The sequence below is a fragment of the Haladaptatus litoreus genome, assembly GCF_900156425.1.
Taxonomy (GTDB): domain Archaea; phylum Halobacteriota; class Halobacteria; order Halobacteriales; family Haladaptataceae; genus Haladaptatus; species Haladaptatus litoreus.
The window spans coordinates 2,018,138-2,031,816 of sequence record NZ_FTNO01000001.1 but is presented as its reverse complement, the minus strand read 5'-3'; the positions used below and the strand labels follow the sequence as shown (position 1 = coordinate 2,031,816).

General features: G+C 59.0%; 17 protein-coding genes and 1 pseudogene. 8 read left to right on the top strand and 10 right to left on the bottom strand.

Translation table 11 applies throughout. The annotated features are described in order from the left end of the window. Position 1 precedes the first annotated feature (1 nt). Positions 2–484 carry a hypothetical protein gene (locus BW974_RS10735; protein ID WP_076430105.1) on the top strand — a complete coding sequence of 161 codons (483 nt, stop codon included), beginning with the start codon at positions 2–4 and terminating at the stop codon, positions 482–484. Positions 485–532: 48 nt separating this feature from the next. Here the strand turns inward: BW974_RS10735 and BW974_RS10730 are convergent, their stop codons facing one another. Together BW974_RS10730 and BW974_RS10725 are read right to left on the bottom strand one after the other, a co-directional pair. Continuing rightward, the gene (locus tag BW974_RS10730) at positions 533–766 is read right to left on the bottom strand and encodes a hypothetical protein (protein WP_076430104.1); all 234 of its coding nucleotides are present in this window, start codon (positions 764–766) and stop codon (positions 533–535) included. 48 nt (positions 767–814) lie between these two features. Further along, entirely contained in the window at positions 815–1,318 is a 504-nt protein-coding gene (locus tag BW974_RS10725; RefSeq protein WP_076430103.1) for a GNAT family N-acetyltransferase, read from the bottom strand. Between the two features lie 85 nt (positions 1,319–1,403). Between BW974_RS10725 and hmgA the strand changes: the two genes are divergently transcribed. Further along, the gene (gene hmgA, locus BW974_RS10720) at positions 1,404–2,615 is read left to right on the top strand and encodes a hydroxymethylglutaryl-CoA reductase (NADPH) (RefSeq protein WP_076430102.1); all 1,212 of its coding nucleotides are present in this window, start codon (positions 1,404–1,406) and stop codon (positions 2,613–2,615) included. 127 nt (positions 2,616–2,742) lie between these two features. Then, the gene (locus tag BW974_RS25615; protein WP_175609665.1) at positions 2,743–2,883 is read left to right on the top strand and encodes a hypothetical protein; all 141 of its coding nucleotides are present in this window, start codon (positions 2,743–2,745) and stop codon (positions 2,881–2,883) included. Between the two features lie 23 nt (positions 2,884–2,906). Here BW974_RS25615 and BW974_RS10715 read toward each other — a convergent pair whose 3' ends face one another. Then, positions 2,907–3,428 carry a DUF5817 domain-containing protein gene (locus BW974_RS10715; RefSeq protein ID WP_076430101.1) on the bottom strand — a complete coding sequence of 174 codons (522 nt, stop codon included), beginning with the start codon at positions 3,426–3,428 and terminating at the stop codon, positions 2,907–2,909. Positions 3,429–3,564: 136 nt separating this feature from the next. On the opposite strand from BW974_RS10715, the gene BW974_RS10710 reads away from it, so the two are divergent. Further along, complete coding sequence (locus BW974_RS10710; RefSeq protein WP_076430100.1) at positions 3,565–3,900, top strand: cupin domain-containing protein; 336 nt, start codon at positions 3,565–3,567, stop codon at positions 3,898–3,900. A 152-nt stretch (positions 3,901–4,052) separates the two neighbouring features. Here BW974_RS10710 and icd read toward each other — a convergent pair whose 3' ends face one another. The 4 genes and pseudogenes from icd to BW974_RS25610 form a co-directional block, all read right to left on the bottom strand. Continuing rightward, positions 4,053–5,318, bottom strand: a complete 1,266-nt coding sequence (gene icd / locus BW974_RS10705) for an isocitrate dehydrogenase (NADP(+)) (protein WP_076430099.1) — start codon at positions 5,316–5,318, stop codon at positions 4,053–4,055. Between the two features lie 110 nt (positions 5,319–5,428). Next, complete coding sequence (locus tag BW974_RS10700) at positions 5,429–5,938, bottom strand: outer membrane protein assembly factor BamB family protein (protein WP_076430098.1); 510 nt, start codon at positions 5,936–5,938, stop codon at positions 5,429–5,431. Between the two features lie 20 nt (positions 5,939–5,958). After that, positions 5,959–6,573, bottom strand: a pseudogene (locus tag BW974_RS27150) (outer membrane protein assembly factor BamB family protein); the annotation flags it as partial. Between the two features lie 86 nt (positions 6,574–6,659). Then, positions 6,660–6,797, bottom strand: a complete 138-nt coding sequence (locus BW974_RS25610) for a hypothetical protein (RefSeq protein WP_175609664.1) — start codon at positions 6,795–6,797, stop codon at positions 6,660–6,662. Positions 6,798–6,961: 164 nt separating this feature from the next. Between BW974_RS25610 and BW974_RS10690 the strand changes: the two genes are divergently transcribed. Then, on the top strand, positions 6,962–7,810 hold the full coding sequence (locus BW974_RS10690) for an isoaspartyl peptidase/L-asparaginase (RefSeq protein ID WP_076430097.1): 849 nt from the start codon (positions 6,962–6,964) through the stop codon (positions 7,808–7,810). A gap of 84 nt (positions 7,811–7,894) precedes the next feature. After that, positions 7,895–8,791 (top strand): type II methionyl aminopeptidase, encoded by an 897-nt coding sequence (gene map / locus BW974_RS10685; RefSeq protein WP_076430096.1) that lies wholly within the window; start codon positions 7,895–7,897, stop codon positions 8,789–8,791. An 89-nt stretch (positions 8,792–8,880) separates the two neighbouring features. Here map and BW974_RS10680 read toward each other — a convergent pair whose 3' ends face one another. The 3 genes from BW974_RS10680 to BW974_RS10670 form a co-directional block, all read right to left on the bottom strand. Further along, the gene (locus BW974_RS10680; RefSeq protein WP_076430346.1) at positions 8,881–9,081 is read right to left on the bottom strand and encodes a DUF7835 family putative zinc beta-ribbon protein; all 201 of its coding nucleotides are present in this window, start codon (positions 9,079–9,081) and stop codon (positions 8,881–8,883) included. Positions 9,082–9,286: 205 nt separating this feature from the next. Beyond that, positions 9,287–10,960, bottom strand: a complete 1,674-nt coding sequence (locus BW974_RS10675) for a TrkH family potassium uptake protein (protein WP_076430095.1) — start codon at positions 10,958–10,960, stop codon at positions 9,287–9,289. Between the two features lies 1 nt (position 10,961). Further along, entirely contained in the window at positions 10,962–11,639 is a 678-nt protein-coding gene (locus tag BW974_RS10670) for a potassium channel family protein (protein WP_076430094.1), read from the bottom strand. Between the two features lie 471 nt (positions 11,640–12,110). Between BW974_RS10670 and BW974_RS10665 the strand changes: the two genes are divergently transcribed. Next, positions 12,111–12,647 (top strand): HIT family protein, encoded by a 537-nt coding sequence (locus BW974_RS10665; RefSeq protein ID WP_076430093.1) that lies wholly within the window; start codon positions 12,111–12,113, stop codon positions 12,645–12,647. A gap of 57 nt (positions 12,648–12,704) precedes the next feature. After that, positions 12,705–13,640, top strand: a complete 936-nt coding sequence (locus BW974_RS10660; protein WP_076430092.1) for a cation diffusion facilitator family transporter — start codon at positions 12,705–12,707, stop codon at positions 13,638–13,640. Positions 13,641–13,679: the final 39 nt, after the last annotated feature.

The following is a 13,679-nucleotide window of genomic DNA, read 5'->3' as shown; positions in this document are numbered from 1 at the left end:
GATGCCCTCGAAACTCCCCGTCCTCACACTCTTCGTCGCCACGCTCGTCCTCCTCGCTGGGTGTTCAGACGCCGGGTTCCTCGGTGGAAAGACCGATGTCGTCACCGAGAAAAAGCCAGAAGAACCGGAACTCGTTGATGCGGTGCTGTCCGGCGGTGAGTGTGTCGATTCGCCCGAAAACCGAGTCGAAATAGCGAAGCGAACGGGAGGCGGTGAGAGCCATCTCGTCGTCGCCGGAAACGTGAGCGTTCCCGACGCCGCCTACTCGCTCGAACGACCGGAACTGGTCGAAACTGGATGGAGCAACTACACGCTCCGAGTGTCCAGCAATCGAACGACCGAGAAACCGAAGCGGAACTGCGCGGGACTGGCGAACTACACCGCCACCGTCCGAATTCCGGACGGTGGCCCGCACAAGCAGTTCACCTTGACCGTCGTCCACGATGGAAAAGTCATTCACCGAGAGAACGTCACGAGTCAGTGAGTCGAAAACGAACTGACCGAAAACCGCCGAACTGACCGAAAAACGCGGTTATTCCGGCGGAACGGCGTGTACCGTTCCACCTCTGCGATTGCGTTTTTGGAGATAGAACGCGTACACTGCGATTGCCCCGATGAACGGCGGGACGAAGAACCCGACGAAGAATCCCACGGCCCACATGTCGGCGGTGTCCATCTCCCGCTTTTTCGCATCGTGGTATATCCACGCGGAACCGAGGAGGGCGAGCGGGACGGCCAAATAGACGGACATCGTGATTTCGACCATACTCCTCCACTGGATTTCACATAGTTGTCAATTTCGATTCGGCGTGTGCTACGCGAAATCGTGATAGTACACCTGCTGGTACGCAGTTCCGCCAGTAAACAGGTCTTCGACTCGTTCCTCCACGCGCTCGAAGCCGTTCGATTCGAAAAATCGTCGTCCTCGTTCGTTCTCGGTGAGCACTCCAATCGACAACTGCGTGAATCCGCGCTCACGAATCGCCTTTTCCGTGGCGTCGAGCAGGATGGTTCCGATGCCCTCTCGCCACCGATTCGGTCGGACGTAGATTCCTCGAAGTGACCCCTCTCCGACGGCGTCGGCCCGGTTGATAGCATCGACGTGTGCGTAGCCGACGAGTTCCCCGTCCGCAACTGCGGCGATGAGTATCACGTCGTCGTCGGCCAGCGCGGTTTCGAGGCGGTCGTCGCTGAACCGCTCCCTTACGGTCGCTTCGCGCTCTTTTTCGGGGAGGAAATCGTATGCCGTGTTCACCGCTTCGTGCGAAACGCGACGAATTTCTGGGATGTCGCTCGCTGTCACGTCCCTCGTTTCCATGGTGGCTATTCTCACAGGGAAGGCAAATCCTTGATGGCTCGTACAAATGGGCAACTGTTAGGGGCCACGGGAGAAATTCCGAACCATGACCGACGCAGACGAACTCGCGGAACAGGTTCGGGCGGGCGACCTGCGCCTCCACGAACTCGAAGACTACGCCGACCACGACACCGCCGCCGAGGCGCGCCGGACACTCCTCGAATCGGAAACCGACGCGAATCTCGATACGGTCGGCGACTACGCCTTCGACGCGGAGATGGCCGAACCCAACATCGAGAACATGATGGGAACTGCCCAGATTCCGATGGGCGTCGCAGGCCCCGTCGCGGTCAACGGCGGGTCGGCGGAGGGCGACTACTACCTCCCGCTCGCGACGACCGAGGGCGCACTGCTGGCCAGCGTCAATCGCGGATGTTCCGTCATTAGCACCGCGGGAGGCGCGGATGCCCGCGTCACGAAAAACGGGATGACTCGCGCCCCGGTTTTCCGCGTACAGGGTATCGCCGAGGCCGAGAAAGTCGTGAACTGGGTTCGCGACCACCGCGACGAACTCGCCGAGGCCGCAGAAGCCACGACCAACCACGGCGAACTCGAAGACGTGACGACCTACGTCGTCGGCGACTCCGTCTTTCTGCGATTCGTCTACGACACGAAAGACGCGATGGGAATGAACATGGCGACCATCGCGACCGGCGAAGCCGCGTCGGTGGTCGAGGAAGAAACCCCGGCAAACCTCGTCGCGCTTTCGGGCAACCTCTGCTCGGACAAGAAACCTGCCGCAATCAACGCCGTCGAAGGGCGCGGGCGGAGCGTCACGGCGGACGTTCGAATCCCACGCGAAACAGTCGAAGAACGCTTGCACACCACCGCGGAAGCAATCGAGGAGGCGAACACGCGAAAGAACCTCGTCGGAAGCGCGAAGGCAGGAAGCCTCGGGTTCAACGCCCACGCCGCGAACACCATCGCCGCGGCGTTCCTCGCGACCGGGCAGGACGCCGCGCAGGTGGTCGAAGGGAGCAACGCGATTACGACCGTCGAAGCACGAGAAGAGGAGTTGTACGCAAGCGTCAGCATCGCCAGTCTGGAAGTCGGCACCGTCGGCGGTGGCACGAAACTTCCGACCCAATCGGAAGCCCTCGACGTACTCGGACTCCGCGGCGGCGGCGACCCTGCCGGAAGCAACGCCGACGCCCTCGCGGAGATCATCGCGGTCGGCGCGCTCGCAGGAGAACTCTCCCTGCTTGCGGCGCTCGCATCGCGCCATCTCTCCAGTGCGCACGAAGAACTCGGTCGGTAGGCATTCCGCCAGCAACTAAAATCCAAAACAGTTTTACTATAATTTTATCATGGGGCGAAGAGAATATCCAACTGGCACGTGCGATTGACGGAATCTCTCGCACCGTGCCGCCCGATGGTGACCTTCGATGGCTACAGCATCCTCCGATAGGGACGTACCGATTACCGATTCCCGAGCATATCGTGTCCTGAAGTTCCTGAAACTGTTGCTCACCGTCGTTACGCTGGTCGTTGCCGTTTGGAAGGGACTGAACGGTGCGCTCCCGTAGTTGGCGTCATTTCACCCCCATTTTTACAGACGACGATATCGGCCCTGACTTTCACTGACCTCGCCGCGCCGGGCGAGCTTTTCGAGTGATTTTTCGACGTACTCGCGGGAGACGCCACGCTCGTTCGCATACGTGACGATTTCCTCTTCTTCTGGCCTATCGAGGGTAGACAGTGAATCCAATATGATTTGCTTCTTGCTCTTGCTGGTGGTTCCGCGCTTGGAACGCTCCTCTACAGCGGACACTTCTTCGGTGTCGATCCCGGAGCGGTCTAAATACTCCTCGTCGTCCATTCCCACGTGGTCGGTTTGGGCGTCCATCTCGGCGAACGAATCGAGTTCCGCGAAGGCGTCGCCGTGTCCCTGTCGGTTGGCGAGCATGGACGCGCGAATCTCTCTGGCTTGGTCTTCGTCCTCGGTTTCGACGAACTTTTTGAGCTTTCTGAACTTCTTCCGCTTGCCACAGCGCGAACACTGCGTCGTCTCCGGGTTTCCATCGACTATCCACAGGTTGCTACACGCGCTACACCCGACGACGCTGTACATGTCCTTGTCTCCGATTGCCGCCGTGTTTAACTCTGCGTTCGCTCGCAAATCGAACTGCCATCGTGCCGAACTGGCTCCGTCTTCGTATTTAAATGCTCGCCGGGAGATTTACCGTCTCTGCCTGATAGTGTCTTTCATGGAAAAGGATTCCCTTTCAGACCACGAGACGACTGAAGCCGTCGATGGCGTCCATCTCGCGCAACTGGCCGCCGGAGAGGAGATGAGCGTCCAGCATTTTCACATCGAACCCGGCGCGACGGTGCCGGAACACAGCCACGAACACGAACAAACCGGTTTCATCCACAGTGGCGCGTTGACGTTCGTCGTTGACGGCGAAGAAATCGTTATCAGAGAAGGCGACTCCTATGCGATTCCGGGGGACGAACCGCACTCCGCCAAGAACGAGGGCGACGAACCGGTTCGTGGAATCGACATCTTTAGTCCGCCGCGACTGGACGTGCCGTGGAAGTGACGAGGTACAAATTCGACCAAACTACGTTCGGCGTGGAAACAGATTCTCCGAGAAATGTTACTGTTTTCGCGGAGTCGCCGTGGTGGGTCGAAAAACTCTCGTAGAGGGTTCTTCGATAGCACTGAGCAAAGCGCAGTTAACCCACGACTCGCTTACGCGAGGTCGTGGATGTTCTCGACGATGGCGTCGGCGTACTCGCTTGTTGCGAGTTTCTCGCCGCCCTCGATCTGGCGTTCGAGGTCGTAGGTGACCTTGCCGGACGAAATCGTCTCTTCGACGGCGTCACGGACGAGTTTGCCTGCGTCCTTCCATCCCATGTATTCGAGCATGAGGCGGCCGGACAGAATCATCGCAGTCGGGTTGACCTTGTCCTCGCCTGCGTATTTCGGTGCGGAACCGTGAACCGGCTCTGCGAGACAACGGTGGTCGCCGAAGTTCGCACCGGGTGCGATGCCGAGGCCACCGATTTGGGCACCTGCGGCGTCGGACATGTAGTCGCCGTTCAGATTCATCGTGGCGACGACGTCGTACTGGTCGGTGCGGGTGAGAATCTGCTGGAGCATGTTGTCCGCGATGCGGTCTTTGACGACGAGTTTGTCGTCCGGTTGTTCGCCGTCGTACTCGTCCCACAGCTCGTCTTCCGTAATGGTCACGTCGGCGAACTCCTCCTCTGCGAGTTCGTAGCCCCAGTCGCGGAACGCGCCTTCGGTGAACTTCATGATGTTGCCCTTGTGGACGAGCGTGACGGAGTCACGGTCGTTTTCGAGGGCGTACTCGATTGCCTCGCGGACGAGACGTTTCGTTCCGAACTCGGTAATCGGCTTGATGCCGATGCCGACCGGGCCGTCGTGGATGGTCGAATCGTAGCCCATTTCGTCCTCGACGAATGCCTTGACTTGCTCGACTTCGTCGGAGCCTGCTTCCCACTCGATACCGGCGTACACGTCCTCCGTGTTCTCACGGAAGGTGACCATGTCCATCGCGCCGGGGTTTTTGACGGGCGACGGAACGCCGTCGAGGTGGTACGTTGGGCGAACGTTCGCGTAGAGGTCGAGCGTCTTACGAAGCGCGACGTTCAGGCTGCGGAATCCTGCGCCGACTGGCGTCGTGAGCGGCCCTTTGATGGCGATGTTGAACTCTTTGATTGCTTCGACGGTGTCGTCCGGCAGGTTCTCGTCGTAGGTTTCGCGTGCGCTTTCTCCGGCGTAGACGCGCATCCAGTTGATTTCGCGTCCTGTCGCTTCCGCCGCGGCTTCGAGAACTTTCTGTGCCGCTGGACCGACGTCGGTTCCGATACCGTCGCCGTGGATAATCGGAATAATCGGGTCGTCGGGAACTTCCAACTCACTCGTCTCCTCGTTATACGTGATTTGGGACCCTTCCACAGGTACTTCCACCTTGTCGTACTCGTAGCTCATAATCGTTCGAACGATGTTTCGAGGAGGGTAAAAGCCCTGCCGTTTCCCCCTCGTATGAGCCTTATACACCCTTAAAGAATTAGGTGGGTCGGGAGGATTGGTCGATGTAGTTAACAGTCATCAGTATCGTCGCCGTCCGAATCCTCGCCATCGGAATCACTGTCGGATTTGTCACAGAAGGCGACCAGCGCATTGTCGGACACCGTGTACAGTTTTCCACCAGCAGGTGTGAGATAGTTGGTTGCGTCCAGCACGCCGTCATCTTGGTCAGCGGTCGTCGGCAGTTCGTACGTGCCGAGATGGTCGCCGGTCGTAGCATCATAGAGAACTAGTTTGTCGGCAACTGCATCGTCTTCCGTAATCGAGCAGTAAATCGTGCCCCCGGCGACGACTACATCCGTGCTTTCACGACGATTTGTTTCGACCTGCCATCGTTCGTCACCCGTCGCGGAATCCACTGCGGCCAAAACGTTCCCGTTGGTGACGTACGCCATATCGTCCCCGACTGCGTTGACGGTGTCTCTCGAATCGTCTCTCCACTTTTCGTCGCCCGTTTCGGGGTCGAGGACGAGGAGTGAGTCACTGAGCGGCACGTACAGTTCGCTGGCGGTAGCGACCATATTGCCTGTAGACTGGTGTTCTCACGTGACCACTCTTCCTCACCGCTGTCGAGGGAGAGAGAGCGGAGTATCGGGTTTTTCTCGATGTCAACGGGAGCGCACCGGGCATACACCGACTCATCGGCAACGACGATGTTTAGCCTCGGCTCGGCCATGGTCTGCCCTCTTCCGCGGAAGTCGTGCGTCCATTCGACGCTTCCATCCTCACGGGAGAGTGCCAATACACGATGTCCTATTTCGAGGTTGCTGTCATCGAGAATTGTACTGTCCACGACGAGTAGTTCGTCCGTGACTGCGATGTCACTCCCGCCCCGTTCCACGGTCCACAATCGGTCACCTGTCTCCGCGTCGAACACCTCCGTTCTATCGAGTCGGCTGGTGTACACCATTCCGTCGGCAACGGCGGTGTTTCGCATCTCGTACGTGTAGTGCGGAACGTCGTCGTGGCGGGCGTTCTGTTCGTAGTCCCCTTCCAACTCGGCGACCCACTGCTCCGTTCCGTCGTCAGCGGAAAGGGCGTACAACTTCTGTGTGTCGTACAGGGGAGTGCCTTGAATGGTGTATGCGGTTCCATCCGCAACGATTGGAATCTTGCCTGAGAACGACTCCTCGCCGAATTTCCACGATACCGACAGCTCGCCGGTCGGACCGCTCGCGGCCGCATTGTAACTCGTTTTACCGTTATCGTACCCGACCTGCGGCCATGCGTCGGTATCCCAGTTTACGCTCGAATCTTCGTCGTACTAACGAATGCGTCGTCGCTGGAGGACTGTGCGGCGATGGCGGTGGAACTACCAGCGAGGCCGATAGCTGTTAGCGAGAGCATCGTTCGGCGGCTGAATTTAGGCTTTTTGGACATAATTCAGTTAGAAAAGAAGAACGATGCAGTATAATTATCGGGATTATATTTGATATTATCAGGAAAGCTAATCGGGCTATCAATCAGCTAAGCCGACAAATCGCTATTTCGTCTGGACTGCCGTTTGACGTGAACTTAAGCTGTCTCACGCGAGAGCAGTCGGCATGAAAGTCATCGTTCACGGCGGCGCTGGCGGCGAACCCGACGAACCGACACCTCGACAGGCGGTACTCGACGAAGCCGCGGAAACCGGCGGAAAGGCGGATACGGTCGTTGATGCGGTCGAAGCCGCGGTTCACGTCCTCGAATCGTCGCCGCGATTCAACGCGGGCGTCGGCGGTGCAGTCCAGAGCGACGGCGAGGTTCGAACTGACGCCGGAATCATGACGAGTGACCGCGAAGCGGGCGCGGCCTGCTCCATGCCCGGCGTCGAACACGCAGTCAGTGCGGCCCGCGTGGTGATGGAGGAAACGCCGCACGTCCTCGTCAGCGGCGACCACGCGGTCGAATTGGCGGCGGATTTTGGCGTCGAAACCGAAATCGACCTCTGGACGGAAAAGAGCCAAGAACGGTGGAACGACTACGACGCACCGGACGGCAGTCCGAGCGAGCATCTCGAATGGCTCCGCGAGAAGTTCGGCGGGGCGGATACGGTCGGCGCGGTCGCCTACGACGGCGACGAATTTGCGGCGGCGACTTCGACCGGCGGGCGGTGGCTCGCACTTGCGGGTCGAGTCGGCGACGTTCCGCAAATCGGCAGTGGCTTTTACGCGGCCCCGGCAGGTGCGGCCAGTTCCACAGGCGCGGGCGAAGACATCGCCAAATCGACGCTCACTCGGCGGGCGGTTCGCCACCTCGAATCCGGGTACGACGCACAGGAGGCCGCAGATCGAGCAATCGAGGAGTTCGCCGAACTCACCGGTTCGACCGCGGGCGTCATCGTCCTTGACAACGACGGGAACGTTGGAAGCGCGTTCAACAGCGACGCAATGCAAATCAGCATCAATCGGTAACGATAGATTCGGACCGGATCAGTCCACCTCGCCGCGTTTTCACGTAACGCAAACTCTTTCCGGCATTCGGGCGAACATCGAGACATGAGCGACCAGTCAATCGACCTCTCGGCGGAGAAGTACGAAAAACACCGGGAGGCCGGTGAAATCCTCGCACAGGTTCGCACGGAAACCGCGGAGCGCGTCGAAGTCGGTGCGAGCCATCTGGACATTGCGGAGTACGCAGAGGACCGAATCCGCGAACTCGGCGGCAAACCCGCGTTCCCGGTCAACATCAGCATCGACGAGGAAGCGGCCCACGCGACGCCGAGCATTGGCGACGAAAGCACGTTCGGCGAGGACATGGTCAACCTCGACATCGGCGTCCAAATCGACGGCTGGCTCGCTGACACCGCGATTACGGTTGACCTCTCTGGCCACGATGACCTCGCGGAGGCGAGCGAGGAAGCGTTGGACGCCGCGCTCGAACTAGTCGAACCCGGCGTGGAGACGGGCGAAATCGGTGCCGAAATCGAGTCCGTCATCGACGGCTACGGCTACAATCCGGTCGTCAACCTCTCCGGGCACGGACTCGCCCACTACGAACAGCACACCGAGCCGAACATTCCGAATCGTGCGGTTTCGCAGGGAATCGAGTTGGAGGTTGGCGACGTGGTCGCCATCGAACCGTTCGCTACCGACGGCAGTGGCAAGGTTCGAGAAGGTGCAGAAGAGGAGATTTTCTCCCTCGAACGCGAGGCGTCGGTTCGTGACCGAAGCGCCCGAAAGGCACTCGACCAGATAACCGAAGAGTTTCGCACGCTTCCGTTCGCAACCCGATGGCTGGACAGTTCCCGCCCCGAGATGGCTTTGCGCCGCTTGAAGATGAAAAACGTCGTTCACGGCTACCCGGTGCTCAAAGAAGAGGAGGGCTTCCTCGTCAGCCAGAAAGAGCACTCGGTCATCGTCACCGAAGACGGCTGTGAAGTGTTCACGAGATAGTCGCCTCGAAATATCAATTACGCTTTAGTGATAACTCGGTAACGAATCTTCCGCGAGAACGAGAACAGCTGACAGGTATCCCGAACAGATTACGCGTTGTTCATCCGCTGGCTCTTCTCTTCGCCACACGTCTGACAAGTCGTGATACGGTACGGTTCACGCGAGAATTCGGCGTTCTCCCGCTTTTTGCTCTCGGTACGAATTTCGACTGATACCTCGTGTGAGGTTTCGCGGCCGCAGTTGTCGCACAGTTCTACCATTGCTTGGAACCCCTGATTTTTTGTTGCCATGGTGACTTCCTGCTCAGTCCATACAACCGCTGACACGAGCATAAAAACCCCTCTCTGTTGGGGGACGTTCGAACCGTTTATTCGGGTGCAGTCTTGCGTTTTTACCATTTGGGGGCACGAGAGTGTCCCATTTCGTTTATCGTGCCCTATGAAGCGTTAATGAGGGCGGAACGCTCTACAACAGCCGAATTATTTATATACTTGTTCAGGGATTGAGTCCGAACAGAGCAGACCGGATAAAGACCAGTATAGGAATTATTTCGAGTCGTCCGACCCACATATTTAGAACGAGCATTCCCTCGCCGAGGGGCGACATCGCCGGACCGACGATACCGGTCGAGAGGCCGACGTTGCCCTGCGCACTGGCGACTTCGAAGAGGGCGTCAGCGTAGCCGAATCCGGGAGCGACGTTCACGAGGACGACGCTTCCCGTAATCAGCAGGATAATCCAGAGCATGCTGACGATTGCCGCCTCGCTGAACTCCTCGTACATTTGGTTTCGGTCTAGTTTTCGGCCGTTGACTCGGGTGTTGACGACCGCAGATGCCGGAAGAAACACCCGTGAGAACTCCCACTGAATACCTTTGCTTATCATGTAGCCGCGAATGATTTTGATGCCGCCAACCGTGCTCCCCGCCGCACCGCCCAGCACCATCGCGCCGCTGATGATGAGTTTCCCGCCCGCGCTCCAGTTGCCGATGTCCGACGACTGAAAGCCGGTACAGGTGAGGGCGCTGATGAACTGGAAGACGGAATCCCGTGTCGCATCGCCCGCCACCGCCGACACTCCGAGGTTTTGTGTCCCAAGCCACCCGGTTTGGGTGAACGCCTCGCTCGCCATCGGGAGCGCGATGATGTTTTGCACCGACAGCACGAGACTTCCCGCGACGAAGAGGAAGAACAGCCAGCGCGTTTGGAGGTCGGAAAACAGTTCGTCGAAATCGTGGTCATGAAGCACCAGATAATGAATCGGGAACGCGATTGCCCCGAGTGCCATAATCGGGAGCAAAACACCCTCGACCAGCGGCGAATCGTATGACTGGATGGAGTTGTCCGTAACGCTGAACCCGCCCGTCGAAAGCGCCGTCATCGCGTGATTTAACGACTGCCAAAACGTTTCAAACAGGCCCTGTTGTGGCTCGCTCCACCAAATCGCGCCGAACAGGAGGACGACGGCGAGAATCGTGTACAGCAGGAAGATTCGCCACACCGTCTGCACCGTGTGGACGATGCTCGGATGAATGCGCTCCTCTCGGGTTTCTGCACGGTAGAGTGCGTAGCTACCGCTCCCGGGACGGGCGAGAATCGCCGTCGTGAGAACGATAACACCCACGCCGCCGACCCATTGGATGAGTGAACGCCACCACTGAATCGCCCGCGGAAGCGACGGTTCGTGAACCGCCATCGTCAGGCCGCTTCCCGTCCACCCTGACATGCTCTCGAACACCGCGTGGAGGGGATTGCCGTAGTAGGCGAGGCTGGAGAACGTCGTCGCGCCGCCGATTCGAATCGGTTCGTAATTCGCGCCCGCCGGAACGTAGCTGTTCATCACGGAAGCGGGCGTCAGATGCGCAGCGAGGAAGAACGGAATCGCCCCGAAAATCGCGGTGGCGAACCACCCGCCTGCTGCGATGACCATCCCATGTTTCATGACCGGATTCGGTGCGTTTGCGAACAGCTTTCGGGCAGTACCGCCCGCTCCCGCCGTGATTCCTGCCGCGATGAGAAACGCGAGCGCCACGTAAAACTCCTCGAACGCGAGCGCCAAGAGGACGGTGAACGTCATCAAGGCCGCCTGCATCAGCACGAGCGCGCCGATGTCTCGCAGAATGACCGCGAGGTCTGCCGGAACCCCGGCAACCGTTGGACGACGTGGCATATCAGTCGTGGTCCTCGTAGTGGCCGAAAACGTCGGTTACCTCCGGCGTCGCACCGTTTTCGGAGAAGACGGTGATGAGGTCGCCGCCTTCTATTCTCGTGTTCCCGCGCGGGGTGATGACTTCGTCGTCGCGCTCGATTGCGACGACCAATATTCCCTCGCCGAACAGGCCCTCATTCGCCGCTTCGGAGAGGGTGAGGCCCGAAACCGGCGCGTAGGAATCGGCCGTGATTTCGAACACTTCCGCCGTCTCGCCGACCTTCATGTAGTCCTTGATGGACGGGCGTTTCACGGCGCGATAGAGGTACTCCGCGATGAGGCGTTGGGGGTTCTCGATGACGTTCACACCGATTTGGCGGAAGATGTTCATGTGTTCGGGGTTGTGAACGACCGAGACGAGCGACGGCACTTCCATCTCCTGTCCCAGCAGACAGACCATGATGTTCGTCGCGTCTTGGTCGGTCGTGCTGATGAGGGCGTCTGCCCGGTCTGCACCTGCTTCTTCCAAGGTGTCGATGACGGTTGCATCGTCGTGGAGGACGAGGCAGTCGAACTCCATCGACGCGCGTTCGGCGCGTTCTTTGTTTTTCTCGATGACCACCACGTCGTTGCTGTTCTGGGTCGCAATGCTGATGAGTTGCGAGCCGATATCGCCCGCACCGACGATGATGAGATACATTCGTTGGTTCCCCTGCGAAGCCAGCGTTTGAAAAGATATTGTTGTGGAATGAGGGTGTTGTGTTGGTGGTCTGGCCGGTGAACGATTCCGGTAGGTCACCGTTTAATCACCGTTATGCAGTCGTTAAATACGCTGTAATGGCTGTTTTTCGGGTTCTGAGTTTGGGTTGCCGTTGTTTGATTCGGCAGGAGTTTCGAGTCGTTTGTGTCGAACTCGATGTTCCCGGTTTTACGCGAACGGCACGATAGAGAGTGATTCGAAGTTGAATCGGTGTGGGTTCGTCGGGATTACCTAGCACGAGATTCATGAAAACACACCAAAGGAAGACGTTCACGAACCACTGGACAGCGCGTATCTCACAAAACCACAGAGAGCACGGCTCTCACCAACCGCTACAAAGCGAAACTGGAACGAAACCCGAAACCAGCCAACCCGTACAAAATAAATCACCACGCAACTACACATCCACGCATGCAACAGGTGTTCGCACCGTGGCGAATCGAATGGGTTGAACGCGACGAAAACGACGTCGAAATTGAGGAATGCGTGTTCTGCGAACTCCCGAATCGCGGTGAAGACCGTGAATTTCTCGTCGTGGCGCGAAACGACCACGCCGTGGTGATGTTGAACAACTACCCCTACAATCCGGGCCACGTCATGGTCATCCCGAACCAGCACACCGCGGACTACCGGGAGTTGACGGACGAATCTCTGCTCGGGCACGCGAAACTAAAACAGCGCACCTTCGACGCGCTGGAAACCGCCATCGGGCCGGACGGCTTCAACGCTGGGTTGAACATCGGCGAGGGAAGCGGTGGTTCCATCGACCACCTCCACACGCACATCGTCCCGCGGTGGGAGGGCGACACGAACTTCATGCCGGTACTCTCCGACACGAAGGTCATCGTGGAAGCCCTCGAAGACACCTACGAGCGGGTTCACGCGGCCTTCGCGGAACAGGAGGGGGCGACGGTTCCCGATTCCGACACGGCAGTTTCGTTCGAGTAGCTAGGTGAGTAGAATCCGCCGATATAGCCATAGGGAATCCGACCCAATGCTGGCGTAATGAACCGCTCGTCCGCCGTCCGCACCGCGGGAATCGTCGTTCTCTCGGCGAACCTCCTGCTGGCAGTTGCGAAGGGCCTCGTCTGGTTTCAAACCGGCAGCCTTGCGGTCGGTTCCGAGGCGGTCAACAGCCTCTCGGACGCGGTCTACAGCGTCGTCGTCCTCGCGGGCCTGTACCTGACGACGCAGCCCCCGGATTTCAACCACCCACACGGACACGAGCGAATCGAACCATTCGTCTCGCTGTTGGTCGCGCTTGGCGTGTTCGCAGCGGGTGGCCTGATTCTCTGGCGCTCCGCTACCTCGCTCATCTCGGGTGACGTTTCGGCAACGACGAGTCCGCTGGCGGTCGGCGTCCTCGCCGGGACGACTATCGTTAAGTACGGACTGTACCGGTACTGTCTCCGAATCGGCGGGAACACCAACTCGCCCGCGGTGGAGGCAATCGCGCTGGACAACCGCAACGACATCCTCACCGCGGGTGCCGCCCTCGTCGGCGTTCTCGGCGCGTCCGTTGGAGTTCCGGAACTCGACCCCCTCGCGGCGGGCGTCGTCTCGCTCGGCATTTTGTACACCGGGTGGGAAATCGTGGAGAGCAACGTCGATTACCTCGTCGGCCGCGCCCCACCGGAAGACCTTCGGGCGACAATCGTCCAACGCGCGCTCTCCCACCCCGACGTGGAAGGCGTCCACGACGTTGTCGCCCACTACGTCGGCCCGGAAATCGACGTGAGCATGCACATCGAAGTCGAAGGAGACAGGACGCTCATCGAGGCTCACGATATCGAAACCGAGGTGATGCATTCGATTCAGGCGATTGCCGAGGTTGACGACGTGTTCGTCCACGTTGACCCGAAGGAACTCGGGGAATGGAAGATGGACGACGAAGCTGACCGGTTGGCTGACACGCCGATTCGGGACGGAGAGAGCCGGTAGAACGCCGTTTTCAGATGATGGGAATCGGGTTCCGGTATT

Excerpts from the sequence above, each read along its gene's own strand:
- BW974_RS10735 (WP_076430105.1), top strand. The coding sequence starts at position 2 with ATGCCCTCGAAACTCCCCGTCCTCACACTCTTCGTCGCCACGCTCGTC.
- BW974_RS10730 (WP_076430104.1), bottom strand. The coding sequence starts at position 766 with ATGGTCGAAATCACGATGTCCGTCTATTTGGCCGTCCCGCTCGCCCTC.
- BW974_RS10725 (WP_076430103.1), bottom strand. The coding sequence starts at position 1,318 with ATGGAAACGAGGGACGTGACAGCGAGCGACATCCCAGAAATTCGTCGC.
- hmgA (WP_076430102.1), top strand. The coding sequence starts at position 1,404 with ATGACCGACGCAGACGAACTCGCGGAACAGGTTCGGGCGGGCGACCTG.
- BW974_RS25615 (WP_175609665.1), top strand. The coding sequence starts at position 2,743 with ATGGCTACAGCATCCTCCGATAGGGACGTACCGATTACCGATTCCCGA.
- BW974_RS10715 (WP_076430101.1), bottom strand. The coding sequence starts at position 3,428 with ATGTACAGCGTCGTCGGGTGTAGCGCGTGTAGCAACCTGTGGATAGTC.
- BW974_RS10710 (WP_076430100.1), top strand. The coding sequence starts at position 3,565 with ATGGAAAAGGATTCCCTTTCAGACCACGAGACGACTGAAGCCGTCGAT.
- icd (WP_076430099.1), bottom strand. The coding sequence starts at position 5,318 with ATGAGCTACGAGTACGACAAGGTGGAAGTACCTGTGGAAGGGTCCCAA.
- BW974_RS10700 (WP_076430098.1), bottom strand. The coding sequence starts at position 5,938 with ATGGTCGCTACCGCCAGCGAACTGTACGTGCCGCTCAGTGACTCACTC.
- BW974_RS25610 (WP_175609664.1), bottom strand. The coding sequence starts at position 6,797 with ATGTCCAAAAAGCCTAAATTCAGCCGCCGAACGATGCTCTCGCTAACA.
- BW974_RS10690 (WP_076430097.1), top strand. The coding sequence starts at position 6,962 with ATGAAAGTCATCGTTCACGGCGGCGCTGGCGGCGAACCCGACGAACCG.
- map (WP_076430096.1), top strand. The coding sequence starts at position 7,895 with ATGAGCGACCAGTCAATCGACCTCTCGGCGGAGAAGTACGAAAAACAC.
- BW974_RS10680 (WP_076430346.1), bottom strand. The coding sequence starts at position 9,081 with ATGGCAACAAAAAATCAGGGGTTCCAAGCAATGGTAGAACTGTGCGAC.
- BW974_RS10675 (WP_076430095.1), bottom strand. The coding sequence starts at position 10,960 with ATGCCACGTCGTCCAACGGTTGCCGGGGTTCCGGCAGACCTCGCGGTC.
- BW974_RS10670 (WP_076430094.1), bottom strand. The coding sequence starts at position 11,639 with ATGTATCTCATCATCGTCGGTGCGGGCGATATCGGCTCGCAACTCATC.
- BW974_RS10665 (WP_076430093.1), top strand. The coding sequence starts at position 12,111 with ATGCAACAGGTGTTCGCACCGTGGCGAATCGAATGGGTTGAACGCGAC.
- BW974_RS10660 (WP_076430092.1), top strand. The coding sequence starts at position 12,705 with ATGAACCGCTCGTCCGCCGTCCGCACCGCGGGAATCGTCGTTCTCTCG.